A 25,487-nucleotide genomic window follows, 5' to 3' on the forward strand; every position below is an offset into this window, starting at 1 on the left:
AGTTTTCCGACAACGCAAGCGGGGCGGCTCCTGGTCAATCCCCGTCATCCGGATTCGTGGAGCCGGTGACGGCCGGAACTCATGCTGCCGACCGTCGTTCAGGATGGGTTTTTCGTGCTATTTGATGAGAATGTCGTTGACGACTTCAGTCACGCCCTTGACCGTGCGGGCTACTGCGGCGGCGTGGCGCCGCTCCTCCACGGTCGAGGCAAATCCGCTCAACTGGACGCGGCCCTTGAAAGTCTCGACGTTCACCTCCCTTGCACTGGCCTTGGCGTCCGTAGCCAGCTTTGCCTTCACGCGCGCTGTGATCGCGGTGTCGTCGATGTACTCACCAGTGCTCTCGCGTGTTGGTGTTCCTCCGCATGCAGTGAGCGCGGCGAGGACGGTTGCGGCCGCGATCCATCGGGTTTTACCAAAGCCTTGTTTCATGATGACTCCATAGTGGTTGAGGACAAGCAAGGCTAGAAGAAACCTCCGAGGCGGCGCTTGCGCTGGCTCAAGCTTCGCGCAGCGGATGCTGCGCTGATCGGCTCCGACACGCTGTTAATCGCTTTGGCGTGGCGCCGCAGAGGCGCTTGGCCCCGACCGTCCGGCTTCGGCTGCCGGCACTTGTTTCGGCGCTAGTGCGACGAACTCAGGCGCACTTCGGGCCATGAAAGCTCCAGCCCCATCACCGCACGTGCATACAGGTAGTTGTTGAGCATGGGCTCGCTGAGTGAGTCCATGTCGACACGGCCGACCGCGTCACAAGGAAAGGCGAAGGCGCGGTGATTGGCGAACAAGGGATGAAACCGCAGTTCGTAGCCGTCGGATGCATTGAGTGTGTTCATGTCGATCTCCTTGTGCGCTTGCGTTTCCATGAGCCATTGCATTCGGAAACTTGATTCGCGCCATATCAATCTAGACTTCGAACTTGGCCGCAGCATAAATGCTTCGCATCAGACGGAAACACTGTGTCAATCGTCGGTATCAGGCCGGCCGGGCGCGCGTTGAGGCGAGAGCATCCCGCGGCGGAGCCGCTCCCTGGAACTGTTGAACCAGGTGGCCAGTTGCGCGAGATCCAGCGCCGCGCTGCTCAATCTCGGCCTTCTTGGCCGCGGCGTGGGGAGTGGCTTCGTCTTCGACCATGTTCGTGCGCAAGATCTCCCATCCGCGGGGCGTGATGTCGAGCACGGTGGCGGGGTCCTGGCGCAGGCAATGGTCGCAATCGACGTGCACCGGCGGAATCAGCACCTTGATCAGATCGGCGGCTCGAGCAAGCGCAACCTGTCGATCATCGCGGAGTCGGCCTTGGTGCAGGGCAACCGCGTTTCCGACAGTTCTCTAAGGAGGTTCAGACACATGGTCGCACCTCCCGACGCTCAGTCGAGCGTGATCCAGAACACAAACATGTTCAGCGCGAGCCACACCCCTGCGGAAATCAGCACCGCGATTAGCGCGACGGCAAGCCACTGGAGCATGGACATAGGAGGCAGCCGTACGTTCAGCGCCCAGCGCGAGCGCAGGTGCTAACGCCGAGGAACGAATAGAGCGGGCAGGTGCCGATCACTCCAGTCAGCAGGGGCACTACGCCGATGTAGCCCCACAGGCCAATGATTTCCGTGGCGGCGAGCACAATGAGCAGCAGGCCCCCGCTGACCCGCACCGTACGGTCGAGGGGGCCGATGTTTTTCGACAGGAAGGACATCCGTTTCTCCTTGCAGGTTGAAGAGAATCTTGTGCGACGCAAGCCCGGTCGGTGTTGAGGTGGATCAACGATTTGCGGACTCGGCCAGCATCACGAGCCCGGCTGATGAGCTGCGCCCTCGGGCAGAAACATGAGGATGCCCGCGGCAATCGCCGGGGCGAGCGGGATCCGATTGGACGGATGCCAGATCGTGTCGCAGCTGACGATGTCACTCACATGGGCAGCGCGCAGGTCTTCGAACGCAGTCTGCGCGAACACCGGGTGCACCGCCACGCATACGGGAGCGGCGAGGCCGGCCCGGAGCAGGTGCTTTGTCGTTTCGATCATGGTGTGGGCGGTCGAAACAATGTCGTCCACCAGCACCGGCGTGTGGAAGCGCCAGCGTTCGACATCCGGCACCGAGATCTCGACATCGCGGTCGCCATGGCGCGTTTTGTCCAGCACGACGCAGGGTGCATTTGCGTGCTGCCCTACGTCGCGGACCCATTGCGCGCTTTCTTCATCGGGGCCTACCAGCAGAGGGTTGCGCACATGGGCGCGTATCCACTGGGCCACGCTACCCGCAGCATGAACGGTGCGAGAGGGTATGCCGTAGACCTGCGACAGGTCCGGGATGCGGTGAAGGTGCGGGTCGACGGTCACGAGCCAGTCGACATGGCGCGAGATCCAGGCCGCGACATGGCGGGCGCTGATCGTTTCGCCGGGCTGAAAGCGGCTGTCTTGCCGCATGTACGCCAGGTACGGCGCAACCAGGCCGATCGACGATGCACCGGCCTCACGTAGCGCCGCCGCGAGCAGGAACAGCGGCACCAGCTTGTCGTCTGGCCGGTCTAGCGTGCAGGCGATGATCGTTGCGCATCCCTTGACCGTCGACCCGATGCGCACGTAAGACTCTCCGTCGGGAAAGCGCCGCACCGTGGCCGAGCCGCGTTCAAGCCCGAGTCGAGCGGCCAGCTCCTCGGCGAGCCGTTCGTTTCCTGGCATCGCGACCACGACGGTCATGGCTGCTTCCTCGAATTGGGGATGGAAAGGACCATCAGTATCTGGAGAGCGGCCGTCCGCGGCCTTGCGTTGCGTCAAGCGCCGGCGATGTCTTGCCGATTCGCGGCGGGCGGTCGAATTCTTGATTTGGCGCAAGGCGGGCTTCCTGGGTCGCAACGAGCATTCGGACGTGGGAAATGTCCCCATCGAAGGAGTCGCCATGAAAATCCTGCTTGCCGTCGGTGGCCGCTTCGAACACCGGCTCGGCCAGGCTGCCGGGGAGATCGCTGCGTTCGCGCGAAAGGGGGCGTTCGAACTCGTGCTCAGGGGGCCTCCGGACCTGCCGGCGCGCCGAATGAAACCCAAGATGCTCGCGCGCGCCGCGGTCATGGCGGCCCTGGGCGCCTGCGCGCTCGCGGGAGGAGCGAGCGCCTGGTCGCAGCCACGGTCGTGCCTGGAGCGTGCGGCGCCGGTGTCCCAAGGCTCCGACTTCGTGGTGGCCGCCGCTCAGCAGGCGCCCGCTGTGGTGAGCGTGACGGTGACGGCCCCTGCCTATGATGGAGGAGGTCCGGGCTGGATGCTGGGGGCGCCGGTGCAAGGGAGGCAGGGCGAAGGGCGCGGCTTCGCATCGGGATTCATAGTCCGTCGCGATGGATACCTTTTGACCAGCGCGCACGCGGTGGCCGGCGCCCAGGCGATCTCGATCACCACGGCCGACCAGCGCCGCTTCGACGCCGAGGTGGTGGGCATCGACCGCCGCACCGACGTTGCGCTGCTGCGAGTCATGGCGTCTGACCTGCCGGTCGTCATCGTCGGACGCAGCAGCGCGCTGTGCCCCGGCGAATGGGTCGCCGCGATGGGTGCTCCCTTCGGATTCGAGCGCAGCGTGACCGCCGGCGTGGTGAGCGCCAATCCGCGCTACCTGCCGGGTGGCAGCGGGGTGCCGCTGATACAGACCGACGTCGCGCTCAACCCGGGCAACTCGGGCGGGCCATTGTTCGACGAGCGGGGCCAAGTGGTGGGCATGAACTCGATGGCCCACTCCCCCAACGGGGGATACTCCGGTATGTCGTTCAGCCTGCCTATCGACACGGCGATGCACATTGCCGACGAGCTTCGCATCAGCGGGCGTGTGAGACGGGGGCATATCGGTGCCCGCGTCCAGCCCCTGACCGCCGAACTGGCACCGGCCTTTGGTCTTGATACCGCTTTGGGGGCGCTGGTAGTGCGCGTGGACCAGGACAGCCCTGCCGAGCGGTCGGGACTCCGCAGCGGGGATGTGGTGCTGGCCGTCGACGGCGCTGCTGCGATGCCCTATGCCGACATTCAGGACCGCGTCGCCGGAGCCCGCAAGGGCAGCCTGCTCGCCCTGAAGGTCTGGCGTCGCAAGGCGCTGTTGGCGATGCAGGTGGGCGTGGCCGAAACCCCACCGGACCTCGCACCCCCGTTGGCCGCGCGTGTCCTGGCGCAAGAGACGCGTTTCGGGCTCGAACTCTCGGAACGCAAGGGGGTGCTGGGCATCAGCCTGCTGGAGCCCGGGCTCATTGTGCAATCGGCCTCGGGTTCGGCCCAGCGGGCGGGATTGCGCTACGGCGACATGCTGATAGCGGTCAACGATGTGCAAGTGGCCGGCCTGGCGGATTTCGATGCAGCGATCCGGTCCATCAAAGAGAGCGACACGGTCGCACTGCTGATCATGCGCGGCTCGGCCCGAAGCTATGTGCCGATCCTCCCGCGCAGCGCGCCCCGATGGTACGGCGCCCAGGCGACATCGCCTTGATGCAGTGAGGCTTGGAGTAATGGGATGGACACCCCCCTTTTACGAGGGGGATGACGTTGAGCAACGCTATAGGGCTCTCAACACTTCCAGCAACCATCTTGTATGACCAACTCAAGCCGCCACAGCAAAGTCGTCGCGCCAGGGCTGCCTGGTTCTGGCGATGGCGTTGAGAATGACGAGCAGCTTGTGCATGCATGCCACCAAGGCAACCTTCTTTGGCTTGCCTGCGGTCAGCAGGCTTGCATAGAAGGCTTTGAGCACGGGATTGAATCGCGTGCCTACCAAGGCGGCGACGTACAACACGCGGCGCACTTCCGCGCGGCCGCCGAAGATGTGACGCTGTCCACGCAAGGTGCCCGAATCACGGTTGACAGGCGCCAGGCCCACCAGGTCCGCGTGATGCGCGCGCATGTGCTCGCGCAGCTCGCCGTCGATGTCGTGAAGCTGGGCGGCGATGGCATCCATGACCGCCAGGATGCTGGCCTTGGCCTTCGGATGAGCCAGCGCAAGGCGTTGGCGTTCGGCCACGAGCATGGCCACCAGCTGGCGTCGGCGGGGCACCATGGCGCTGAGCTCGCGCTGTTGCTAGTCGGCCAGTGCGCGTGGCTCATGGCCCTGGGCGTCGAGCAGTTCGGCGAATCCGCGAAGCATCAACGCGTCGATGCGGTCGGTCTTGGCCAGCTTGCCCATGCAGCGCGCGAAGTCGCGCGCCTGCCGAGGGTTGATGACCGATACGCGCAACCCAGCGGCCGCCAGCGCGAGCGCCAGGCTCTGCTCATGACCACCGGTAGCCTCCAGCAGGATCAGACGAGGCGCAAGCGGCACGAGCACCTGGCACAACTCGGCATGGCCGGCCTCGTCGTTGCTCAGGCTCAGGGTTTGTGTTTCGCCACTGGCGGCCACCTCGAAGCTGGCCTTGGCGATATCGATACCCACGTAGACAGGTTCACTCATGACAGTTCTCCGGCTCCCAGCCTTATGAATACGAAATGTGTTCGATCAACCATTCGGGATGCAGCACAACAAAGAGACCACCACCGCGCGCCCTGTGCTGGGGTTCGAGCTCGGGCTCGCAGGAGACCCAGGCTGCGCGGTGGCGAGTCAACCCGTCCACTGGTCGACGTGCTTTGCAGCACCTCGAGCAATGAAGGTTGAACCATTTGAAAGATATAAGGAGAACGGTCATGACAACAGTTCGTGGGAGTCTTGATCTGGCGAAGTGATATGCTGCTATCACGATAACTCTTCTTATCACAATAGCAAGTTCGTGCGGGTAAACTGGAGGGCATGAAAGTACGCACCGTGGATGGGGCAGGGGCCGGAGATGGCGATTTCCCCGGCGCCTCGCAGCTGGCGGCGCTGCGCGCTTGGTATGCGGGTCTGTCGGCGCGCGCCGCAGTCGTGCAATATCTCGGCGAAAGCAAGGCCACAGGACAGTCCTCTCGCGCCATGCTGGGCGAGATCCGCCGCCAGCTGGCGGGCTACGCGCGGCTGCGGCATCGCGACGACCTGGCCTCGCTGATCGCACACCCGGCGGCCGAACGCGAGCAACGTGCCCGGGCGGTCAGGGATGCCATCGAGAAGCTGCAGGGTTTGCCCCTGCCGGCGCCGATGGTGACGGACACCGTCGACCGCTGGTTGCCGACACGCGCCGCCCATGCCCTGCAAAACGCCGGCATCCAGACGCTGGCCGATCTGACGGTGCGCGTGCCGCGCCGGCGCCGATGGTGGGCCGCCGTGCCCGGCCTGGGCGCACGCAGCGCGCGCCAGATCGAGGCGTTCTTTGCCGCTCACCCGGCCCTGACCGAACGGGCGAGGGCGCTGGTGGTCGTGCCGAGAACCGAGACTGCGCCGTGGGAGCACCTGGTCGTGCCGCACGAGGTCGATGGCTCCCGGGGCACCTTCCGGGCGCCGCAGGCCACCTGCACCCTGTCGGCCAGCAATGACTACGAGGCCGTCCAGGCTTGGCTGGGCCTGCAGGATGCCTTGGCCACGCAGCGCGCCTACCGCAAGGAAGCCGAGCGGCTCATGCTGTGGGCGATCCTGGAACGCGGCAAGGCGCTGTCCTCGCTGACGACCGAGGATGCCGTCGCGTACCGCGCCTTCTTGCGTCGCCCATCGCCGCGGGAGCGCTGGGTCGGCCCCGCGCGGCCGCGCACGTCCGCGGAATGGCGGCCCTTCCAGGGTCCGCTGGCGCCGCGCTCCGTGGCCTATGCGCTGTCCGTGATCGGCGCGCTGTATCGCTGGCTGATCGAGCAACGCTATGTGCTGGCCAATCCCTTTGCCGGCGTGAAGGTCAAGGGAACGGGCCGTGGCGGCGCGCTCGATGCATCCCGGGTGTTCACGGAGCACGAATGGACGCTGATTCGCTCCACCGCCGACGGCATCGAGTGGATCAGCGGGTGGAGCGAGGAGGGCGCCCGGCGCCTGCGCTTCGTGCTGGATTTCTGGTACGCAACCGGTCTTCGGCCGAGCGAGATGGTCGACGCCCGGCTGGGCAGCATCGAACATGATGCGCAGGGCGACGACTGGCTGAACGTGGTCGGCAAGGGCAGCAAGCACGGGAAGGTGGCCTTGCCATTGCTGGCGCGGGGTGCGCTCGATCAGTACTTGGCGCAACGGGGGCTACCCGTGACGCGGCCGCGCTGGAACCCGAAGACCGCGTTGATTCCCGGCCTGGCAGAGGACGGCACCGGCATCAGCGCGTCGCGCTTGTGGGCGGTCATGCGCCGCTTCTTCCTCCACGCCGCGCAGGCCTTGGAGGGCGTGAGTCCGTCCACCGCGGACAAGCTCAAGCGCGCCACGCCGCACTGGATGCGACACACCCATGCGACCCACGCGCTCGCGCGCGGCGTCGAGCTGACGACCGTGCGGGACAACCTGCGGCATGCCTCCGTGGCGACGACCTCGGTCTACCTGCATACCGATGAGGTCAAGCGGGCACGGCAGATCGGGGAGGCTTTTCCGGCTCGACCTTTCACGAGCGCGGCTTAATTTGAGGTGCAGTCTCGGAATGGAGATCGGCGCCGCTCTAAAAAAACTTAAGCCGCTATCGGCCAGATCGCCACTAGGCCATCGCCACGACACTCGAGTACAGACGTCGCAGATGCTACTCCGACATATCCAGGATTGGCTCGTACAACCGAGCAAAAAAAAAGCCAACGTGCCAACTAAAACGCGCCCCTCGCCTGAAGTCTTCAAGAAGGCACGCGAGGCAGGAATCACCCTGTCTTGGCGCGAAGCCGACAAACCGGCCGCCGCTGCTATTAACTAAGTAAGATGTCGGGGATGAACCAGAACAACAGCCCACGTCTCCCACCCATGCTTAGTGGCGTCGAGAACGGCTCATTAGTCTGGAAGCGAATCACGGACATCGACCACGGACTGCTCGGGTACTTCCTTACGTGCCATCTTGTAATCGAGCACTATATGGACGAGTACCTGAAAGCAACCATCGAAGGGCTCGATTGGGAAAAGGCCAAGCTGACCTTTGGGCAGCGGATGAACCTCTTGAAGTGGGATACGCTAGTACGGGATCAGAAATTCGACCCTATCCCCGCGATCAAGCACATGAATACGCTGCGGAATAGGATCAGCCACCGGTTGGAGATCAAGCTAGACGCGGAAGCTTTGCTGCCGCTCACGTACTACTTGAAGGGCGTTGATCCGGGCCTTGCGATTCCCACAGACCCAAAGAAGCTGCTTGAAGTATTCGTCAACACGTGCTGTGCCACTTTCGCTAGTCACCTTTCCTTTCACCACCACGTGCGATACCCCAATAGCTAGAGTGAGTAGCGGCTGTCATATGTCCCCGCAGACGCTAGCGACCTGCGGAGCTCTAGGCGTGAAGGCTTTGTCCAAGAAAATCTCTAACCTGAAACAGGTTGAGGGAGAATTTCGAAGCTTCCTCCGGACGTATAACTATTATTAGCTTGTTCGAAAAAGCGCGTTCGCTACAAGCATCCGCAAAAGACTGAGCAATGCGCTCGATCATTTTTTTCCGAGGATACGCAACCCTGCCGCGGCCCGTGCCCATCAGTGGCATCACTATATCGCCGACTTCAGCTTTAGACGCCAAACTCAACCAGAGCTTTTCAAGGGCCTCATCGACAATCTTGAGGCTTGAGCGCGCATTTCGCTCCTCATCCATGTGAGACATAGCTACAAGATAAAAATTCTTTCCGTGCGCATTTACTCTGGCGACAGTGCCTATTGGGTATTCATTCTTTTTGCCAGGGCGATTCTCGTTAACAATGAAGCTTTCTTTAGCCAGCGACGCCTCGATTTGACGATCAATCTCTACAGTTTGGCCGTTGAATAATTGTGTGGCAAGTTGCCCTTGCAAACTCGCCGCAGCAATTAAACCCGACGCCATATCGGTATCAAAGGTCGAGCTAGTGCTGATGATGACCTCGCCAGGAATGTTGAAAAGATCACCAATACGAACCTCTATGGAAAAATCCTTGCTCGGAATTTTGTAGCTCACGCGTGACAAAGGTCTCCGCGTAGACACCACGTAAACGACTGCGAGTAAGGCCAGAATGAGTAGGCCGTAGTAGTGGTACTGATCCTTCTTATAAATGGCAAACGTATCGGCCAAGTCGACACACAAGTAAAGCACACTCATCGCGGCCAAAAATTTGCCAATAGCCTCGCCCGAAAACAAGGCATAACGCCAATACGACCACGTTCTTATCGATTCAAAGAAGTATTTCACAGGCCTAACTGCGTGTAGACGTGGTCGAGATAATAATAATCGCCACTCTTGCCCTCGCCGCGCAACCGGTGGAATTCAGACGGCCAATAATCCATTGCGTATTCAATGATGTTGTGCTTGAAAGGCACGTAAACCACGAGTTCGCTTCTAATCGTAGGCGGGCAACGAGCATCGATCGTTCGATTCCCGTTCAAATTTACACCAATGATCGGCAACCCCAATTTCAAAGCGACCTCCATTTCCCATTTCACGAATTTCGTGAGAAGACGCGTTTTTTCACCAATCAAAACGACTAGCAGCTTTGAATTTGCAAACCGCTCGCGAAGCTGCCGTTTGATGCTCTCTTCTTGACTTGAATCTCGTGCTGTATTCAATTCATGAGCATCATGGAAATTTAACGAGAAGCCGTCATTTGCCTTCCACGCCGTCATGAGGCGGTAGTAGTGCATGTCCGTGTCGCCATCGAAGGCGATATAGGTCTTGTTGCGGTAGCCCATCGGGAACTCCTCACTGCTAGAAGTTGTGTAGCAGCCTCAGGAGTGTAAGCGGGGACCTACAAATTTATGGTCGGTAGGTGCCCATATACGGGACGACCCTACGTCAGCACCCAATGCTCCAGATCGAGTTCCCGTACGCTTTCACGACGTCATCAGCCATGCGGCCCATGTACGTGCGAGCGCGATGCCGATCTGCGCCGCCAAGCCGTGGCCACCCGGTTGCAGTTTGTGGTGCCTGAAGGCCAGGCGCCGCTCGAACTGCAAGCGCGCAGCGAAACCCACGCGTTGCGCGGGGAGGGCGAACGGCTCATCGACGCACCCGCCACGCTGCGCCTGCCCGGAGGCGGGCAGTTGGTCATTACGCCGGGCGGTGACGACCTAGTGGCACTTGCGCGCGCGCACGGGGATGCCCGCGATGCACTGGGCGCGGCACTGCGGGCACATGGCGTAGCGGACATCGCGGAGGCTCGGTCGCGGTCGGCCGATCTCGACGCGCAGATCAAGCTCGCGCAGCACCACCGCGCATGCGGCGCTCGAACGCCTTCCGCCGCGAGCGGCAGAACCGGCCCTGTCGATCGAGGAAGCCGAAGCCGCGCAGCAGGCCGTGATAGTGGCTGAAAAGGCCGCACAGAAGACGCTCGTCGAGGCACAGCGCCGTCAATCGGCGGCTCAGGAAGCAAGCGCGTCAGCGCAGCGTGAACTCGCCTCTGCGCAGGCCGCGCTCGCGGACCCAGGCCGGCAGCAACGCCATGCGCAGGCCAGCAAGCAATGGCTGACGGTGGGCGCCGAGGTCGAGGCGCTGACCGCCCGTATCGAGCAGCTCACACGCAGCCATCTGCGCCACGATCAGTTGCTGGTTCTCGAAAACACGCTGCAGCTGGCCGGGGGCGCAGGGCCTGGAAGAACAGCGGGAGGCCGTGGCGGGGCAACTTGCCCAGGCGCGGCGCCGGCAAATCGAGCTGCAGCGCCGCGCCGATGCACTCGCGCTGCTGTGCCGCAAGCTCGAAGAGAAACGCCAGGCGACGCTGACCCCGCCTGCAGGCGCCGTTGCAGGCGCGCATGCAGCACTACCTGCCGCTGCTGGTGCCCGGAGCGACCATGCACATGGACGCCGGGCTGCGCCCGCCACTCTGACGCGCCTCAACGCTGGTGGCGCCGTCGAGAGCGGGCAGCTGCAAGAGCTGAGCTTCGGCGCGCGAGCAGCTGCGGCTCACAGCCGCTTCGCGTATGCCGACCTGTTGCAGGAAGCGGGCGCCCGACCCTGCTGATCCTGGATGACGCGCTGGTGCCCAGCGATGCGCCTCGGCCGGCGCAGATGAAGCGCGCTCTGTTCGATGCGGCGCAGCGGCACCAGGTGCTGCTGTTCACCTGTCACCCGGAGCATTGGCGGGACATGGGGGTTGCGCTTCGGCCTCTGCCTCCGTGAGATTGATCGGCGCTGCGGCACGCCGGCCCTCTGCCTGACCGGGAAGATTGAAGGCAGAAAGCCGCGAATTACAAGTCACGATGAGTTGGCGCAGTCAGAGTGGAGCCAAGCGACAAACCAGGCGAGTAGACGGGTGAACCACTTGCCGGCTCGCGGTTTCGCCGCACAGTCGGCGGCAGCTCCGAGCCAGGCATTTCGCATAGACATGTCAGTCTTAATGATTTTTGGCGCTTATGAGCTAAAACTGGCCGTATCCCGGCTTGACCTCCGTCCAGCTGAACGGCTATCACCGAATTCGCGTGAGGGTCGAGAGTGCCGAAATGCTGAAGCACCAGTCGCTCATCTGGATTAAAAATTGAGTCCTCCCCATCGTCGAACCCTAATTGCACTGGAGCAAGCATGGCCTCGGAGAACACCCCGCCGCCACCCACCGAATCTGGAATCGCCCCTCAACCTCCCGGTGTGCATGACGATCGGCCGGAGCCCTCTGATGGAGGCGAGCAGAGCGGCGTGGCCCGTTCCTCCGCCACGCCTGGATCCTCGAGCGCCGAATCTGAGGCAGTGGAGTCCGCAGTTTTACCAGTCCCGAGTTCCCCCCACGCGCCTTCGGAACCTCCCAGCGACGCCGAAGGCGCACACCCAACTCCGCGCGGAATCCAGGAGCACCGTGTTTGGGCCGCCGCCGACGCGCTGCTGATCGCGGGACTCCATCCGACAATCGAGCGCGTGCGCCAGAAGCTCGGGCGTGGTTCGCCCAACACTGTCAGCCCAATGCTGACGCGCTGGTACGGCGTGCTGGGTAAGCGGTTCGCCAACAATCTTGGGAGCACGCCGAGCCGCGCGACCGAGGCACCTGGGACCCCTGAGGTGCCGGGTGATGGACATCGAACGCCTCTACCCAAGGCAACTGACTTCCCGCCTAGACCCATGCTTTCGGACTCCACGAGCCCAAATCCGCCGCATGCGCCCTCAGGATCAACGAGCGATGGCGAAAGTGCACGTCGAGGGCCGCGTGGGGTCCAGGAGCACCAGGTTTGGGCTGCGGCAGACATGCTGCTGACGGAAGGACTACGTCCCACTATCGAGCGGGTACGTCAGAAACTTGGGGGCGGCTCGCCCAATACCGTCAGCCCTATGCTCGAGCGCTGGTTCGCGACACTCGCCACGCGGCTCACCAAAGGTCCGGGCGCTGCGCCAACTAACGCAGCAAATGTTGCCGTGGCGGTCGAATCGCCCAAGGTCGCGCACGATCAAAAAATGCCCCCTTTCATGGACACGTTTGTGCGCAAGCTCTGGGAGGAGGCGCAAACTGAGGCGCGCAACGCACTCGCGCGTCGGGAAGCCGACGCTCAAGCGGCTGAGCAACGGCACAGGGCGTACTTCGAGGCTCAAAGCGCACAACTGCGTTTGGAACAGGCCTCCTTCGCGCAAGCCCGCGGTGACCTGGAATGCGCGCTTGTGTCGGCTCATCAGGCCCTACGCTCGGTACAGGAGCAGCTCGAAGATGCCGCGCGCGCGCAACATGAGAGCGAGCGCGAAGCAGCACGCCTTAAGCACCAGCTCGCTCAGGCGCATGCTGAGCAAGAACGACAGCGTCGCGCTCTCGCGCAGGGGGAGACCCAGAGAGCGGCGGAAAATCGGGAGACCGAGGAGCGAGCGGCAGAACGCGAAAAGCGCCTGCTTTCGGAAATTGAGCAAGAGCGCTCTGCGACACGACTAGCGCTTGCCGACCTCCTGAAGGAACAGGAGAGAAAACTTCACGCCGAGAAAGAATTGGCCCGCGCGCGTGATGAGGGGTGCAACGCGCCCACCGAAAGCCTCGCCACCATTGAACAGTTGCGCCAGCGTTTGGCGTCCGAGGAGCAAGCGCATCAGGCCACACGAAGCCTACTTGCCGCAGCGTTGAAGGACAAGTCTCATGGCGGCTCCGCGGCGAGTGCTTAGGTCGAGCGCGAAAGTCTCACTCGAACCCAGAACGGCGTCATTTGCGCGCCAAGTCGCTCCTTCGTTCACCGCGGCTGTCCGGAATTTACTGTTCGATTTGCGCGGCTGTCTGGAGCTTATTGCAAAGCCGTCCGGAAGTTATTGCCAAAGTGTCTGCAATTTATTGTTCCCGCGGGCTCGAATGCGAAGACGGCGCCGTCGGGAAGGACTTCCCGGTGTGGAATGCCACGAAGAAAATTAAACAATGTATCTTATGTTAAATTAAGATCAGGCAGTTTGCCACTGAGGTTTCCGGTTGATCCCTACATGTGGTTCTAGTAATTCCTTTGACATCAACCGAACTCGCGCCCCTGCTTTCTGGGAGGTTCGCCTGCAGCGACGAAAACTTCCGACGTTTTCACAAAAAAATGGGGACAGTCGGGACCATAAACACAAGACGGGCACAGCTTTCGCAACGGCCGTTCAGATGATAAAATTGATGTCATATTGCATCAAAATGGATTCGGGCCGATCATGCGCACCACTGTCACCATCGAAGATTCTCTTTTCGAGAAAGCCTTGGAAATGGCCGATCCGGACATGGACAAAACGGAAATTTTTCGGGAAGCCTTCCGGACCTTCGTGCGTGTTCAGGCGGGCAAGCGCCTCATTGCGCTCGGAGGGGCGGCGCCCGACATCAAGGACGTGCCGCGTCGTCGGAGCGACCCTGTCTCGTCATGAGCGTGCTCGTAGACACGTCTGTTTGGGTCGACCATTTCCGCAGCGGCAACGCCGCACTCGCGCACCTGGTCGGCTCGGATTTCGCCTTGACCCATCCGCTGGTGCTCGCTGAGCTGGCCTGTGGCAAACCACCTTCTCCGCGGGAGCACGCCCTTGGCAGTCTGAGCCTGCTGAGGACATGCCATCAAGCAACGCTGGATGAGGTGCTGGAACTGATCGAGCGCGAAAAACTGTACGGGCTCGGGTGCGGATTCGTCGACATGGCGCTACTCGCATCGACCCTCATCACTCCTGGCGCACGGCTATGGACCCTGGACCGGCACCTGTCGGAGCTGGCGCAGCGCTTCAAGGTCGCTCATGGCATCCACTGAAGCCCCAGCCGAAAGGCTGTCGAATCGGTCCTTGACGCCTCTCAAGCGCGATCATGCGCTGCTAGGCCCCGGCCAACTTTCACAGATGGCTGAGGAAGTCGCGCACGAATTAATGGCCGAAGGCGAGTCCAACACACGCGCGACTCGTACAAGGCGGCGATGCGCTACTGGGCTGCAAGGAACGAACGGAACGCTTGTCCTTTGACCTTAGCGCCAAGGCGGCAGCGAACAATGCGCGGGTGGCCCCGTTGGGCGTCCTCTTCATTGAAGGTGCGCTCCTGAGGCCCACTACGGCGCTCCCGCAGCGCCCCCAATGGCTGCGATTCAACATCTTTTGTCCTATTGCGCATGGTTTCACCACGCCGGCAAGACTGCGCCACTCACGGATCCAGCAACGCAAGCCAGGTTGCCAGACTCATCCCCGGAGCGGTATGCAAAGGATGCTGGCCGCAGAGCAAGTAGTTGCGCCAAGCTCCAGAAGAGACCTCGGCTCGCAGCGTTCCGGGGTCGCTTCTCAGTGCAGCTCGCTCTTAAACTTGTATCTAGAAAATTTGTAGGCCCCAAATAGTAATGTCGCGTTTGGCCCGAATAGAAACCCAGCGATGAGCAACTAGCCCCAGGGATTTCCGAGCGTGCCATCACGATCATCCGCCAGCGTTACGCCGACTTCGGATTGACACTGGCAGCCGAGAAGCTGCAGGAATGCCATGGAGTCGTGCTCAGCAGCTGTTCGGGCGTTGATGTTGGCTGCAGGCTTGTGGACGCCCAGCAAACGATGGCGGCCAAGGTCCACCGACCGCGCAACCGTCGAGCGTGCGTCGGCGAGCTGATCCCTACTTCGACCTGCCAACCAGTTGCCGTCATCTGCCTGTACCCGTGCCGCCGTGCGCCAACGCGGGCAATGCCAGAAAAGCTTCTAGGTCGTCGAGCCGTTGAGCGCCCCACGTGTCTTCACTTGCCAAGCAATCCCCAGGCACCCTTCGGCTTAAATGATTGGCAAGGATGGCCTCAGTCTTTCTGCCGGCCGTTCCACTAGGCACACGGATGCAGTTCGGGGCATCGGGCCGACACAGCGCCCGCGTCCTTCGTGTCCAATATATTGCACATATGAGCCAGTCCTTGGCACAATATGCATATGTCCACTCTTCACGAAATTGGCAATGCTGTCCGCCTGCGCCGTACAGAGATGGGCCTTACTCAGGAGACCCTTGCGCATATCAGCGGCCTTTCACGCTCGACTATCAGCGCCGTCGAGAAGCAGTCCATCGGCAACTTGAGTATCACGAGAGCAGAGGAGCTGCTGGACTCCATCGGGTTGTCAATGCACGTGAGCGCGACAACGCCCTCCCCCGCTGATAAGAAATCCCGACCGAGCAGATCGGCACTGGACCGCGCCGCGGCCACTGCAAGCGTGAGTTATAGATCTGCGATGACTGCCAGGCAGTTGGAACGTGCACTGCTCAGGGGCGACACGCCGGAGCAGATCCGGCCACATCTTCAGGTCCTGCTCGATGAAGCGCCAATGTCGCTGCTTGCTAAAGTGGTCGACGAACTTCACCTTGAGAAGGGGATTGCTCGCGCTCAGGTCTGGAGTCAGATGCGGCGCCTGGCGCAGGATCTCCAGTGCTTCAGGCGCGTGTGGCAATGACCAGGGTCGATTTCAGTCGCGTGGGCCCATGGCGCAGGCTTTGGCCTGCGGCGCTACGACTCATGTCCCATCTGGAAGAGGTCACTGTGGAGCCACCCTGGACGTTCGGAGGCGGCACGGTGCTGATGCTCCGCTTCGATCATCGATTCAGCAAGGACATCGATCTGTTTGTGCCGGACCCGCAGTACCTAGGCTATGTGAACCCGCGCTTCGGCGGTCCCGCTGAGGATCTCACCAGCGAGTATGAAGAGAACGCGCAGTTCATCAAGCTGCAACTCGACGCTGGAGAGATCGATGTTGTGGTCGGCGCACCGCTGACGGAGCCGAACTTCGAGATCGTCGACTACAAGGGGCGCCCAATCCGCGTCGAAACGTCGGCAGAAGTCATTGCTAAGAAGATGTGGCATCGTGGCAATGAAGCAAAGGCACGCGACCTGTTCGATCTTTGCGCCGTGGCCACATTCGAACCGGAGGCCATTGGCATTGCGCTTCCACATATGGAGCGACACGCTGCGGCGTTCCTGAAGCGACTCGAAGATCGAGCGGAAGCCACAGAACTCGAGTTCGACATGATCGAATCTCGTTCTTTTCAGATGCCATTCTGGGAGTGCTTGACACTCGCTCACACGATATTGGCTCCCGTACTCCCGCCCAAAGAACGAGCCAAGCCTAGGGAGAACGGGGCGCAGTAGATTTCGGCATATCGCGAGCTCTGGAGGCTGGCGGACGACAATTATCTTGAGCGGTCGACGACAACTATCCTGAGCGGTTGACGCGCGCGCCCGGGGTGCGTTTGCGGTCGGGTTTTAAAGTGGATTGCCTCTAGAGGAGGCAGCCACCTTGCCCGGCAAACGCATATCGGATCATCAAGTGACCAAGTACAAGGAACTGCGCGGCAAGCACAGCCAGGAGGTGGCGGCTGCCAAGGCTGGGGTGAGTGTGGCCAGCGCGCGCCGGATCGAATCAACGGTTCTTCTGCCCTCCCAAAAGCCTGCGCGGACTTGGCGCACGCGCGTCGACCCGCTGACCGAGGTGTGGGCGGCGGAGGTCGTGCCGATGCTGGAGGCGGCCCCTGGGCTGATGGCGGTGACGGTGCTGGAGGAACTGCAGCTTCGATACCCACAGCGCTTTGACGGCGCGGTGTTGCGCACCCTGCAGCGCAGAGTGCGGCAGTGGCGCGCCGAGCACGGTGGCGAGCGCGAGATCTTCTTCGCCCAGGAGCATCCGCCTGGCCGGCTCGGCCTGTCGGACTTCACGGTGTGCGACGAGTTGGCCATCACCATCGTCGGGGTGATCTTGCCGCACCGGCTGTACCAGTTTGCGTTCGCGCACAGCGGCTGGCGCCATGCGTGCATCGTCCTGGGTGGCGAGAGCTTCCAGGCATTGGCGAGCGGCCTTCAGGAGGCGCTATGGATGTTGTTCGCCGTGAGCACCAGGGTGCCGGCATCGGTCTTGGTCAGCGCGCCAGCGCCGCCGATCGCACCGGTCAGCATGGTGAACGTGCCAGCGCCCATGCAAACCTCGATGCAATTCACCCGAGACTTCCAGTTGCTGTGACCTTCCTGTCTTGCGGACGGGCGGGCACCGCGGCAACACAGCAAGGGGTGCTTGGAGCCCAAGGGCTGAACGCCCTGGAAGAAATCTCCGACACGAGCTGGTGAATATTTCAGGCACTCTGGCTCAGGCGGTTCAGCAGTATCGATGCGATCGTTCGGACGCCCGACGAAAGCGCTGCCGTGCTGCCCATCGACTCCCTCCAAGAAATTGAGCATGCCAGCTTCCCTCTGGAGGAAGCGGATCACGCCAAGATCAGGTGCGTCGAATTGCTGCACGCTGTCGGCTATCTGGATGCAACGATCACCCGGGCTGGCCACGAGGACAGGCGAGCCCGGGTGGCGCGGATCACCTGGATGGGACGAACGGCGCTCACCAATCACCGCAAGAAGCCACGAACCTCTTGAGCCCGGGCGGTGGGAGCGACTCCCAGCCCTGATACAATCAAACCTCGCCTCAACTTGATTTGGGTGTTGACTGGCCAGTCAAGACGAATCTCACACCGGCGCGTCGAAGTCACTACGACGAGAAAAACAACAGGTGGCTTCCGCAAGTGAAAATTTGCCGTAACCGTGGACCGCGTGAGAGTTCACGACCAAATCTCCAAGCCCGCCTCGTGCGGGCTTTTTCGTGTCTGCTGTGCAGCGAGATCCTGCGCCTTTTATTGTTGTGGGTCCCGCGCGCGGTTGAGCTCTGCTCGCCCTTGCGGAGTTATGCGCAGGATCACGCCCCCGCGGCCCGGGCGGGGGCGTCGGGACCGGGGAGGTTCGCTTCAATAAGCTCGGCAGCGACTAGCACAGCTGCGCACTGAATGTCTGCCTCGTCATGGATGGCCAGGGGAAACGAGGCGTCCTCGATGCGGCGCAGGAAATTCATTGGCATAACTTCTCCTTGGTTCGCGACGAGCCGGATTGTTCATGGCCCAAATATTGACCCAACGCGTGACGGACTGACTTTCAGACCCCACAAGCCCGGCGGGCGGGGTCCAAGACGCCCGACGTAGGAGAAGCACTCCGGGAAAAGGCGGCACCCGGTGACGGCTCCAGTCTTTCAATTCAACCATCTTAGGGGCAACGCGCCCAATGGGACGCGGCGGCATCAGGAGCAAAGAAATGGCAGACGACCCGAAGAAGACCGGACTGGATCGCAAACTGGTCGCCTTGGATGAGCCGCACGAGGTGCGATCGTGGACGGAGACCCTAGGCTGCACGGAGGATCAGCTGCGATTCGCCGTGGAGGCCGGCGGCAATTCGGCAGACGCGGTTCGGAAATATCTCGCGCAGAGGCCTGAATGAGCCACCTGCGTCGGATCTGCGTCCATGTTGACGAGCCTGACCCCGGGCACTTTTACTGGGTGCTCATGGAAGAAGGCGACGACGCCAGTCAGTGGACGGAGCTCGAGTCGGCCGACGAACCTTATGGCATGTGGCTCGATGCTCTGCAGGCCGGCGTCCGGGCGCTGGAAGGCTACGCCCCGGACGAGCGCGTCGGCCCTCGCACCACTGGTGACGACGAAGACGTGAGCCCTGTCGGGTAAGCGCGGGAACGCATGCCGAAGCGCTGAGGGGTTCCGCTATCCACTACACGCGCATCAGCTGAAGCCCACCGTCTGGAGTTTCGAACGAGTTTTCATCGTTCTTGTTCAGATGGCGTCCTTCCATCAAATACTCTTTGAGGCCGGCGATTGAAGCTTCATTGCGACCGTCGAGCGTCGTGATGTGCATGAAGTCCGTGCGTTCTGTCACGGTGCGCCTAGGCGGCAGCGTTGACCGCTGCACTCGTCGTCAAGGCGAGTTGCCCGGACGTACATGGACGCCCCCTATGCCAAGCTCTCAATCTGCAACGACTCGAAGGTAAAGATTGCACCCGTACATCCGGACTTTGACGCGGCCTTTTGAGCCGCTGTCCCTGATGAGATTTGCTGGTTGACGCCTCGATCGCTTACATGCACTCTGGGTGCCTCGTCCGGCGCGGGCTTTGCCAACCACGGTCTGACCTGTCTTGCCATCACTTCATGATCGCCTTAGCAATCGGTGGTTTGTTCTCCCTGACGTTGTAGTTGCTGGTTATTCTGACTCAGGCCGCCGCTGTGCTGCGAACGTAGCCGGCGTCGAACTGCCTGTCATGCGCAAGCAGCGCCCACACGATTCGCGCGTTCTTGTTCGCGAGTGCCACTGCGGCCACGTTCTTGTTTCGTCGGTTGACGACTGAGCTGATCCAACTGCATGCGTCGGCCCGCTGGCTCACGCGGTAGATCACCGAGCGCGCGCCGTGGATCAACAATGTCCGCAGGTAGGTGTCGCCACGTTTGCTCATGCCGAGCAGGTTTGACTTTCCACCCGAGGAATGCTGCCGGGGAACCAAGCCGAGCCAGGCAGCAACCTGCCGGCCGCCGTCGAAGTTCTTCGCATCACCGATCGATGCGACCAGCGCGCTGGCGGTAATCGGCCCTATGCCAGGGACCATGGCCAGCTTGCGGCTGAGGTCGCTGCTGCGATGCCATGCATGAATCTTGTCTTCGAGTTCCTCGACCTGGCGATCCAGCTCCTTGAGGTGATCAAGCAGCCGCTGGATGAGCAGTCGGAACGCACCCGGCAGTTCGTTGGCACCGTCTTCGATCAGCTCGGGGACACGCTTGGCGATGTGGCTGATGCCCTGCGGCACGATGAGGCCGAACTCGCCCAGTAGCCCGCGGATCTGGTTCGCCTGCGCAGTGCGCGCCCGTACGAATCCCTGCCGGACCCGGTGCAGCGCCAGGACTGCTTGTTGCTCGACGTTCTTCACCGGGACGAAGCGCATGTTAGGCCGCCCGACCGCTTCGCAGATGGCTTCTGCATCGGCGGCATCGTTCTTGTTGGTCTTGACGTAGGGCTTGACGAACTGTGGAGCCATCAGCCGCACCGTGTGGCCCATGCTCTGCAGCTTGCGACCCCAGTGGTGCGCGCTGCCGCAAGCCTCCATGCCGATCAGGCAAGGCGACAGGTTGACGAAGAACGCAGCCATCTGGTTGCGCCGCAACTGCTTCTTCAACACTGCCTTGCCATGCTCGTCGATGCCGTGGACCTGGAACACGTTCTTGGCAAGGTCGATGCCAACAGTCGTAATCTTCATGGTGGACGCCCCTTTCGGTTCAAGTGGTTGGTGACACTTCCACTGTGGCACGCGAATGCCGGTATGGGTGGGGGCGTCCATCCCATTGCTTACGCTGAACGGACACCTCGCGATGAATTCCCTGGTTCGTCGGGAGTAAGTCGACATTCATCAAGCACGAGGAATTGATACTTGGCAGTAAGAACTTCGCCTTCGAATCATTCCAGTCAGTACATATCGGCTGGCAGCGCCGTGACGCTTTCAGCGCCGTCCACGATGCTGTCGCGCAGGCCCGGCGCCTTGGCAAGGATGTGCTCGGCGTAGAAGCGCGCGGTGGCGATCTTGGCCTGCATGAAGTCCACGTCGACGCTGTGCGACACCAGGTCCTCTGCAATGATCAGCGAGCGTGCCAGCTGCCAGCCCGCCACGAGGTTGCCCGCGAGCATCAGGTAGGGCACGCTGCCCGCGAACACCGCATTGGGCGATGCCTTGGTCTGGCCCGCGACGAAGTCGACCACCTCGACGAAAGCTTCGCGTGCGGCCTTAAGGCGCTTGAGAACCGCCGCGGCGGCCGCGCTGTCGCTCTTGGCCAGCTCGGCCTCGGTCTTCTCGATCTGCACTGCAATGGCCTTGGCGGTCTGGCCGCCGTCGCGCGCGGTCTTGCGGCCCACGAGGTCGTTGGCCTGGATGGCGGTGGTGCCTTCGTAGATCGTGAGGATCTTGGCGTCGCGGTAGTACTGCGCCGCGCCGGTCTCCTCGATGAAGCCCATGCCGCCATGCACCTGCACGCCGAGCGAGGTCACTTCCAGGCTCATCTCGGTGCTGTAGCCCTTCACGAGCGGCACCATGAATTCGTAGAAGGCCTGGTTCTGCTTGCGCGCCTCGGCATCGGGGTGGTGGTGCGCGGCGTCGTAGGCGGCGGCGGCCACCGAGGCCATCGCGCGGCAGCCTTCGGTGTAGGCGCGCATGGTCATCAGCATGCGCTTGACGTCGGGGTGGTGGATGATGGGCGCGCTCGCGTTCATCGACCCGTCGACCGGGCGGCTCTGCACGCGGTCTTTCGCATAAGCCACGGCGTGCTGGTAGGCACGCTCGGCAATCGCGATGCCCTGCATGCCCACGGCATAGCGGGCGGAGTTCATCATGATGAACATGTACTCGAGGCCGCGGTTCTCCTGGCCGACGATGTAGCCCACAGCGCCGGGTCCGGCGCTGTCTGCGATGCTCGCCGCCATGCCGTCGCCATACTGCAGCACCGCGGTAGGCGAGGCCTTGATGCCCATCTTGTGCTCGATGCTCACGCAGTGCACGTCGTTGCGCTCGCCGAGCGACCCGTCCTTGCCCACGATGAACTTCGGCACCACGAACAGGCTGATGCCCTTCACGCCCTCGGGCGCGCCGGTCACGCGGGCCAGCACCAGGTGCACGATGTTCTCGGCCATGTCGTGCTCGCCGTAGGTGATGAAGATCTTGGTGCCGAAGACCTTGTAGGTGCCGTCAGGCTGCGGCTCGGCGCGGCTGCGCACCAGCGCAAGGTCGCTGCCGGCCTGCGGCTCGGTGAGGTTCATGGTGCCGGTCCACTGCCCGCTCACCAGCTTCTCGAGGTACACCGCCTTGAGTTCGTCGGAGCCCGCCGTGAGCAGCGCCTCGATGGCGCCATCGCTCAGGAGCGGGCACAGCGCGAAGCTCATGTTGGCCGAGTTGAGCATTTCGCCGCAGGCCGCGCCGATGGTCTTGGGAAGGCCCTGGCCGCCGAAATCCGCCGGATGCTGCAGGCCCTGCCAGCCGCCCGACACGTACTGCGCAAAGGCTTCCTTGAAGCCCGGCGTGGTCGTGACCTGGCCGTCCTTGAAGGACGAGGGATTGCGGTCGCCCTCGATGTTCAGCGGCGCAACCACGTCCTGGTTGAAGCGCGCACATTCCTCGAGCACGGCCTGCGCGGTTTCGAGGCCGGCGTCCTCGAAGCCCGGCAGCCTGGCGATCTCGCCGATGTTGGCCAGGTGCTCGATGTCGAACAGCATGTCCTTGAGGGGGGCGATGTAGCTCATCTCAATCCTGCTTCCAAAAGCAGTCCCAAATTACTTAGTAAACACAACTTGCGTACCGGTCAACCAATTCCCAAGAGCCTGGGGCGTGGCCGGCTTCCCACGACTCTCAAGGGACAGCCAAAGAAATCAGCAGAAGACCGATCCACGGAGATACCGAGTCGCACGAAGACGGCAGCTGCTGCGAACGATCACCAAGGGATATGGGCGCTGAAAGTAATCAGTGCGCCGAAATTCATCCGCCTGTGAAAGACGAAAACTCCATCCGGCGACTCAGCTTTCCTTTTCCTTCTTTTCATGTGCATCGACAAGCTGCGCAAGCAACCTCATGAAGACAGCGCGATCCTCCGGCGACAACGGTTCGATCAGCAGTTCCTGGGAGCGATGAATGCTCTCTTGCAAGTCGTTGATCAGGTTGAGCCCATCCGTGGTGATCACCGACAGTCTTGACCGACGATCGTCCGGGTTGACGCGGGTTTCGACCAACCCCTTGTCACTGAGACGTTTGAGCACTTCCGCCGTCGTAGTCCTGTCCAGCGAAAGCTCTCGACCGATCGCTTTCTGATCCAGCCAAGGGTTCATCGAAAGCGCTGTCAGCATGCCGACCTGAAGCGGCGTGATGCTCTCGGACTTGCATAGATCGAAAAAGATCGCCTGTCCGATCTGGGTCAGCCTGCGGATGAGGAAACCCGGGCGACGCCACATGACCTGGCGCAATGGATTGAAAGGCTCCAGGACCGGTTGCTTTGCCACATCGGCCGAGCCGACTGTCTTTTTCTGAGCGGGAGAACGCTTTGTCATTATCTCGAGATCGCTGAAGGTGTCAGCCGACGAGTTTATCGACTCCCTTGAGGGTGAATGGAAACCAAACCGCGCTTCAGGTTGCGCTAACGCAGGTCGACCTTCAGGTAATCACCAAGCAAGCGATAAAAATCTTCCTCGTCATCCCACGGGATCATGTGCCCGGCATTCAAGGCCGTGCATTGCGACAATCCAGGCGCGAGAGCCTCGATCTCAGCAAGGTCTTCCGGCAGCATCACCCCTCCTCGGCCGGCCGCCATCAGAAGGCCCGGCGTCTGCAGTTTGGGTAGATCGGCGTGGATGTCGTCCTCATGGAAGCCAGCATGCGCCTGGACAATGGCATCCTGGTCGCAGGTATGAAGCCATTCGGCCCGAAGCTGCAACTGTTCGTCTGACCAGGTGGGTGCATAGGGGCGAAGCTCTTCGGCCGTGATGCCCTTGACAGCCATTTGGATCGACTCGACATACCAAGACAGGGGGACTGGGTAAGGCCGGCGCCCGGGGCCGGACATGGGCGGATCGACAAGCAGCAGCCTATCCATACGTCCCGGATCGCGCGCCGCGGCGCGAATCGCCACGCGGGCGCCCATTGAGTGACCCAGCAGCGTCACGGACGACCACCCCAGGACATTCAGCAGGTCCAGCACATCGGCCGCCATGGCATCAAGGCTCGCGACCATTCCCGTTGCGCTGAAGGACAGACCGCGCCCCCGGAAGTCAAGGACATGGACGTCGAAGTGCCGAGCCAATCGCTCGGCGACGAAGCCCCAGGTGATTGCAGGACTCGTGATTCCCGGCAACAGGAGCAGTCGAGGGCCCTGCCCACCGTAGCGCAAGAGGTGCAGCCGCACTCCGTTCGCGCGCACGTGATAGCCATGGAGAAAGGAACTCATTGAGACTCCAAAAAAGATCCACTCACTCGCCCGTATCCGAGGATCCAGCGTCCCGTTGGAAGCTGCGGTGAAAGCACCATCCAATCGCTCGCGTGTTTTGCTCATCGCACCTGGAGCGAGCCATGTCAGGGCTGCGGCGGTTTTCCAAACCAGCCACGGATGCGACTCCAGAGCACGCTCCACATCATCCCGGCGACGGAAACCGTGGATTGTGGTTCATTGGACGCAACCGTTTTCCCGCCCAACCGTCGCGTGATCTGTTTGCCGAAGTCCGCGACCATGCGGCGCACGAAATCCTTCACGAGTCCGGAGCGCGAGAATTGCGCCAGTGGACCCTGGAGGGCATAGATCATGTCCACGTGGACACGAGTGTTGCCCGCCGTCAGTGCTTCCAGGCGATAGGTGATGTCTCCCTGGGTGCGCGACTTGCTCAGGCTGTCCTGGCCTGCACCGCGCAGGACTGCGCGCCTGGCAACGTCGTCACGCTCCAGCCGCGCTGCACCAGCGAATGCCGCCGACATCGGACCGAACTTGATCGCGATGGTGCCCTTGACCCGCTCTCCCTCGTGCGAGTCGATGGTCGCACCGGGCAAGCAGGACGCAACGGCAGGCAGGTCGCCCATGAATTCCCACACCTGATCGGCGGGATAGGGCACATCGAAATGCACTTCGATCGCGTTGCCCTTGGCCTTGGCCTTGGCCATCGCGACGGGATCGACCTCCGCCATTTCCGCGGCAGCCACCGGATCCGCCGTGGGCGGCTTGGCGGTCGAACGCGCTGGCGGCTGCGCCTGGCTCGGCGTCGTGACCGGGCCCAGTGCCACGGTTCGCGGCAGGCTCAGCGTCTGCCGCAGCTTTTCGACTTGCGTGTCGGGGGCGTCACGCTGCTGTTGCAGCACATCCAGGATGGCGTCCACGATGCCCTGGTAGCCGGTGCAGCGGCACAGGTTCCCGGACAGCTCCAGGCGCACGCGCGCCTCGTCGGCGTGGGGCAGACGCAGCACGATGTCGCGCGCCGTGGTGAGCATGCCGGGTGTGCAGAAGCCGCACTGCAGTGCGTGATGACGCGTGAACGCCGGACGCAGCCTCTGCATCACCGCATCATCGTCGTAGCCCTCGATGGTGGTGACCTCCTGGCCTTCACATGCCACGGCGAAAGTGATGCACGAGCGCGTCGGTTGCCCGTTGACGAGCACCGTGCATGCGCCGCAGACGCCATGCTCGCAGCCAAGATGGGTTCCTGTCAGGCGCAGCTCGTCCCGCAGGAAGTCACCAAGATGCATCCGCGGTTCCGCCTGCCGGCTGAAGCCGCGGCCGTTGACCTGAATAG

29 protein-coding genes and 4 pseudogenes are annotated in these 25,487 nt (G+C 62.2%); 17 read left to right on the plus strand and 16 right to left on the minus strand.

The features are described 5' to 3' along the window. Nucleotides 1–117: 117 nt before the first annotated feature. Nucleotides 118–432 (minus strand): BON domain-containing protein, encoded by a 315-nt coding sequence (locus L1081_RS25690; protein ID WP_489417468.1) that lies wholly within the window; start codon nucleotides 430–432, stop codon nucleotides 118–120. 191 nt (nucleotides 433–623) lie between these two features. Continuing rightward, nucleotides 624–833, minus strand: a complete 210-nt coding sequence (locus tag L1081_RS25695; protein WP_489417469.1) for a hypothetical protein — start codon at nucleotides 831–833, stop codon at nucleotides 624–626. Between the two features lie 202 nt (nucleotides 834–1,035). Here L1081_RS25695 and L1081_RS25700 point away from each other — a divergent pair, with 202 nt between their 5' ends. Continuing rightward, the gene (locus L1081_RS25700) at nucleotides 1,036–1,515 is read left to right on the plus strand and encodes a hypothetical protein (RefSeq protein WP_489417470.1); all 480 of its coding nucleotides are present in this window, start codon (nucleotides 1,036–1,038) and stop codon (nucleotides 1,513–1,515) included. On the opposite strand, the gene L1081_RS25705 is transcribed toward L1081_RS25700, so the two are convergent. Both L1081_RS25705 and L1081_RS25710 read right to left on the minus strand, forming a co-directional pair. Then, a complete protein-coding gene (locus L1081_RS25705; protein WP_489417471.1) occupies nucleotides 1,487–1,690 on the minus strand; it encodes a YgaP-like transmembrane domain in 204 nt (67 codons plus the stop codon). The genes L1081_RS25700 and L1081_RS25705 overlap by 29 nt on opposite strands. A 90-nt stretch (nucleotides 1,691–1,780) precedes the next feature. Further along, a complete protein-coding gene (locus L1081_RS25710) occupies nucleotides 1,781–2,692 on the minus strand; it encodes a ribose-phosphate diphosphokinase (RefSeq protein WP_489417472.1) in 912 nt (303 codons plus the stop codon). A 199-nt stretch (nucleotides 2,693–2,891) separates the two neighbouring features. Between L1081_RS25710 and L1081_RS25715 the strand changes: the two genes are divergently transcribed. Further along, the gene (locus L1081_RS25715; protein ID WP_489417473.1) at nucleotides 2,892–4,451 is read left to right on the plus strand and encodes a trypsin-like peptidase domain-containing protein; all 1,560 of its coding nucleotides are present in this window, start codon (nucleotides 2,892–2,894) and stop codon (nucleotides 4,449–4,451) included. A gap of 111 nt (nucleotides 4,452–4,562) precedes the next feature. Here L1081_RS25715 and L1081_RS25720 read toward each other — a convergent pair. Next, nucleotides 4,563–5,405: pseudogene (locus tag L1081_RS25720) on the minus strand (IS110 family transposase). A 333-nt stretch (nucleotides 5,406–5,738) separates the two neighbouring features. Here L1081_RS25720 and L1081_RS25725 point away from each other — a divergent pair. Together L1081_RS25725 and L1081_RS25730 are read left to right on the plus strand one after the other, a co-directional pair. After that, nucleotides 5,739–7,445 carry a phage integrase family protein gene (locus L1081_RS25725; protein ID WP_489417474.1) on the plus strand — a complete coding sequence of 569 codons (1,707 nt, stop codon included), beginning with the start codon at nucleotides 5,739–5,741 and terminating at the stop codon, nucleotides 7,443–7,445. 294 nt (nucleotides 7,446–7,739) lie between these two features. Then, nucleotides 7,740–8,237 carry a hypothetical protein gene (locus tag L1081_RS25730; protein WP_489417475.1) on the plus strand — a complete coding sequence of 166 codons (498 nt, stop codon included), beginning with the start codon at nucleotides 7,740–7,742 and terminating at the stop codon, nucleotides 8,235–8,237. Between the two features lie 52 nt (nucleotides 8,238–8,289). Here the strand turns inward: L1081_RS25730 and L1081_RS25735 are convergent, their stop codons facing one another. Further along, nucleotides 8,290–9,168: a macro domain-containing protein gene (locus L1081_RS25735; RefSeq protein WP_489417476.1), complete on the minus strand. Its 879-nt coding sequence runs from the start codon at nucleotides 9,166–9,168 to the stop codon at nucleotides 8,290–8,292. After that, nucleotides 9,165–9,665 (minus strand): TIR domain-containing protein, encoded by a 501-nt coding sequence (locus L1081_RS25740; protein ID WP_489417477.1) that lies wholly within the window; start codon nucleotides 9,663–9,665, stop codon nucleotides 9,165–9,167. Before L1081_RS25740 ends, L1081_RS25735 begins: the two co-directional genes overlap by 4 nt. A gap of 207 nt (nucleotides 9,666–9,872) precedes the next feature. Between L1081_RS25740 and L1081_RS25745 the strand changes: the two genes are divergently transcribed. Further along, on the plus strand, nucleotides 9,873–10,283 hold the full coding sequence (locus L1081_RS25745; protein WP_489417478.1) for a hypothetical protein: 411 nt from the start codon (nucleotides 9,873–9,875) through the stop codon (nucleotides 10,281–10,283). Between the two features lie 67 nt (nucleotides 10,284–10,350). Here L1081_RS25745 and L1081_RS25750 read toward each other — a convergent pair whose 3' ends face one another. Then, nucleotides 10,351–10,509 (minus strand): hypothetical protein, encoded by a 159-nt coding sequence (locus tag L1081_RS25750; RefSeq protein ID WP_489417479.1) that lies wholly within the window; start codon nucleotides 10,507–10,509, stop codon nucleotides 10,351–10,353. A 73-nt stretch (nucleotides 10,510–10,582) separates the two neighbouring features. Here L1081_RS25750 and L1081_RS25755 point away from each other — a divergent pair, with 73 nt between their 5' ends. The 9 genes and pseudogenes from L1081_RS25755 to L1081_RS25795 all read left to right on the plus strand — a co-directional run. Continuing rightward, on the plus strand, nucleotides 10,583–10,933 hold the full coding sequence (locus L1081_RS25755) for a hypothetical protein (RefSeq protein ID WP_489417480.1): 351 nt from the start codon (nucleotides 10,583–10,585) through the stop codon (nucleotides 10,931–10,933). A 557-nt stretch (nucleotides 10,934–11,490) separates the two neighbouring features. Further along, nucleotides 11,491–11,862: pseudogene (locus tag L1081_RS25760) on the plus strand (DNA-binding protein); the annotation flags it as partial. A gap of 279 nt (nucleotides 11,863–12,141) precedes the next feature. Beyond that, complete coding sequence (locus L1081_RS25765) at nucleotides 12,142–13,035, plus strand: DNA-binding protein (protein WP_489417981.1); 894 nt, start codon at nucleotides 12,142–12,144, stop codon at nucleotides 13,033–13,035. 513 nt (nucleotides 13,036–13,548) lie between these two features. Then, a complete protein-coding gene (locus L1081_RS25770; protein WP_145744535.1) occupies nucleotides 13,549–13,755 on the plus strand; it encodes a type II toxin-antitoxin system VapB family antitoxin in 207 nt (68 codons plus the stop codon). Next, nucleotides 13,752–14,126, plus strand: coding sequence for a type II toxin-antitoxin system VapC family toxin (locus tag L1081_RS25775; RefSeq protein ID WP_489417481.1), 375 nt, complete (start codon nucleotides 13,752–13,754; stop codon nucleotides 14,124–14,126). The genes L1081_RS25770 and L1081_RS25775 overlap by 4 nt, the downstream gene beginning before the upstream one ends. Before the next feature lie 592 nt (nucleotides 14,127–14,718). Then, nucleotides 14,719–14,958, plus strand: a pseudogene (locus L1081_RS25780) (ISNCY family transposase); the annotation flags it as partial. Nucleotides 14,959–15,261: 303 nt separating this feature from the next. Further along, nucleotides 15,262–15,774, plus strand: a complete 513-nt coding sequence (locus tag L1081_RS25785; protein WP_489417482.1) for a helix-turn-helix domain-containing protein — start codon at nucleotides 15,262–15,264, stop codon at nucleotides 15,772–15,774. Nucleotides 15,775–15,836: 62 nt separating this feature from the next. Beyond that, complete coding sequence (locus L1081_RS25790; RefSeq protein WP_489417483.1) at nucleotides 15,837–16,466, plus strand: nucleotidyl transferase AbiEii/AbiGii toxin family protein; 630 nt, start codon at nucleotides 15,837–15,839, stop codon at nucleotides 16,464–16,466. A gap of 148 nt (nucleotides 16,467–16,614) precedes the next feature. Beyond that, nucleotides 16,615–17,202 (plus strand): annotated as a pseudogene (locus tag L1081_RS25795) (IS21 family transposase); the annotation flags it as partial. Here L1081_RS25795 and L1081_RS25800 read toward each other — a convergent pair. Continuing rightward, nucleotides 17,172–17,546 (minus strand): autotransporter-associated beta strand repeat-containing protein, encoded by a 375-nt coding sequence (locus L1081_RS25800; protein WP_489417982.1) that lies wholly within the window; start codon nucleotides 17,544–17,546, stop codon nucleotides 17,172–17,174. The pseudogene L1081_RS25795 and the gene L1081_RS25800 overlap by 31 nt on opposite strands. On the opposite strand from L1081_RS25800, the gene L1081_RS25805 reads away from it, so the two are divergent. Beyond that, nucleotides 17,511–17,735, plus strand: coding sequence for a hypothetical protein (locus tag L1081_RS25805; RefSeq protein WP_489418027.1), 225 nt, complete (start codon nucleotides 17,511–17,513; stop codon nucleotides 17,733–17,735). The two genes, L1081_RS25800 and L1081_RS25805, sit on opposite strands and share 36 nt — an antisense overlap. A 316-nt stretch (nucleotides 17,736–18,051) precedes the next feature. Here L1081_RS25805 and L1081_RS25810 read toward each other — a convergent pair whose 3' ends face one another. After that, nucleotides 18,052–18,204, minus strand: coding sequence for a hypothetical protein (locus L1081_RS25810; RefSeq protein ID WP_489417484.1), 153 nt, complete (start codon nucleotides 18,202–18,204; stop codon nucleotides 18,052–18,054). Between the two features lie 236 nt (nucleotides 18,205–18,440). Between L1081_RS25810 and L1081_RS25815 the strand changes: the two genes are divergently transcribed. After that, nucleotides 18,441–18,623, plus strand: coding sequence for a DUF3606 domain-containing protein (locus tag L1081_RS25815; RefSeq protein WP_489417485.1), 183 nt, complete (start codon nucleotides 18,441–18,443; stop codon nucleotides 18,621–18,623). Then, nucleotides 18,620–18,865, plus strand: coding sequence for a hypothetical protein (locus tag L1081_RS25820; RefSeq protein ID WP_489417486.1), 246 nt, complete (start codon nucleotides 18,620–18,622; stop codon nucleotides 18,863–18,865). The genes L1081_RS25815 and L1081_RS25820 overlap by 4 nt, the downstream gene beginning before the upstream one ends. 43 nt (nucleotides 18,866–18,908) lie before the next feature. Here L1081_RS25820 and L1081_RS25825 read toward each other — a convergent pair whose 3' ends face one another. The 6 genes from L1081_RS25825 to L1081_RS25850 all read right to left on the minus strand — a co-directional run bounded on the left by L1081_RS25825 (nucleotide 18,909) and on the right by L1081_RS25850 (nucleotide 25,440). After that, the gene (locus L1081_RS25825; RefSeq protein WP_489417487.1) at nucleotides 18,909–19,073 is read right to left on the minus strand and encodes a hypothetical protein; all 165 of its coding nucleotides are present in this window, start codon (nucleotides 19,071–19,073) and stop codon (nucleotides 18,909–18,911) included. A 331-nt stretch (nucleotides 19,074–19,404) separates the two neighbouring features. Beyond that, entirely contained in the window at nucleotides 19,405–20,439 is a 1,035-nt protein-coding gene (locus L1081_RS25830; protein ID WP_489417488.1) for an IS110 family RNA-guided transposase, read from the minus strand. A gap of 206 nt (nucleotides 20,440–20,645) precedes the next feature. Next, the gene (locus tag L1081_RS25835; RefSeq protein ID WP_489417489.1) at nucleotides 20,646–22,466 is read right to left on the minus strand and encodes an acyl-CoA dehydrogenase C-terminal domain-containing protein; all 1,821 of its coding nucleotides are present in this window, start codon (nucleotides 22,464–22,466) and stop codon (nucleotides 20,646–20,648) included. Nucleotides 22,467–22,736: 270 nt separating this feature from the next. Beyond that, nucleotides 22,737–23,267: a MarR family transcriptional regulator gene (locus L1081_RS25840; protein WP_489417983.1), complete on the minus strand. Its 531-nt coding sequence runs from the start codon at nucleotides 23,265–23,267 to the stop codon at nucleotides 22,737–22,739. Between the two features lie 83 nt (nucleotides 23,268–23,350). Then, nucleotides 23,351–24,157 carry an alpha/beta fold hydrolase gene (locus tag L1081_RS25845; protein WP_489417490.1) on the minus strand — a complete coding sequence of 269 codons (807 nt, stop codon included), beginning with the start codon at nucleotides 24,155–24,157 and terminating at the stop codon, nucleotides 23,351–23,353. 125 nt (nucleotides 24,158–24,282) lie between these two features. After that, entirely contained in the window at nucleotides 24,283–25,440 is a 1,158-nt protein-coding gene (locus L1081_RS25850; protein ID WP_489417984.1) for a 2Fe-2S iron-sulfur cluster-binding protein, read from the minus strand. Nucleotides 25,441–25,487: the final 47 nt, after the last annotated feature.

This window comes from Variovorax sp. MSC1_012 (genome assembly GCF_023667525.1).
In the GTDB taxonomy this organism is placed as follows: domain Bacteria; phylum Pseudomonadota; class Gammaproteobacteria; order Burkholderiales; family Burkholderiaceae_C; genus Variovorax; species Variovorax beijingensis_B.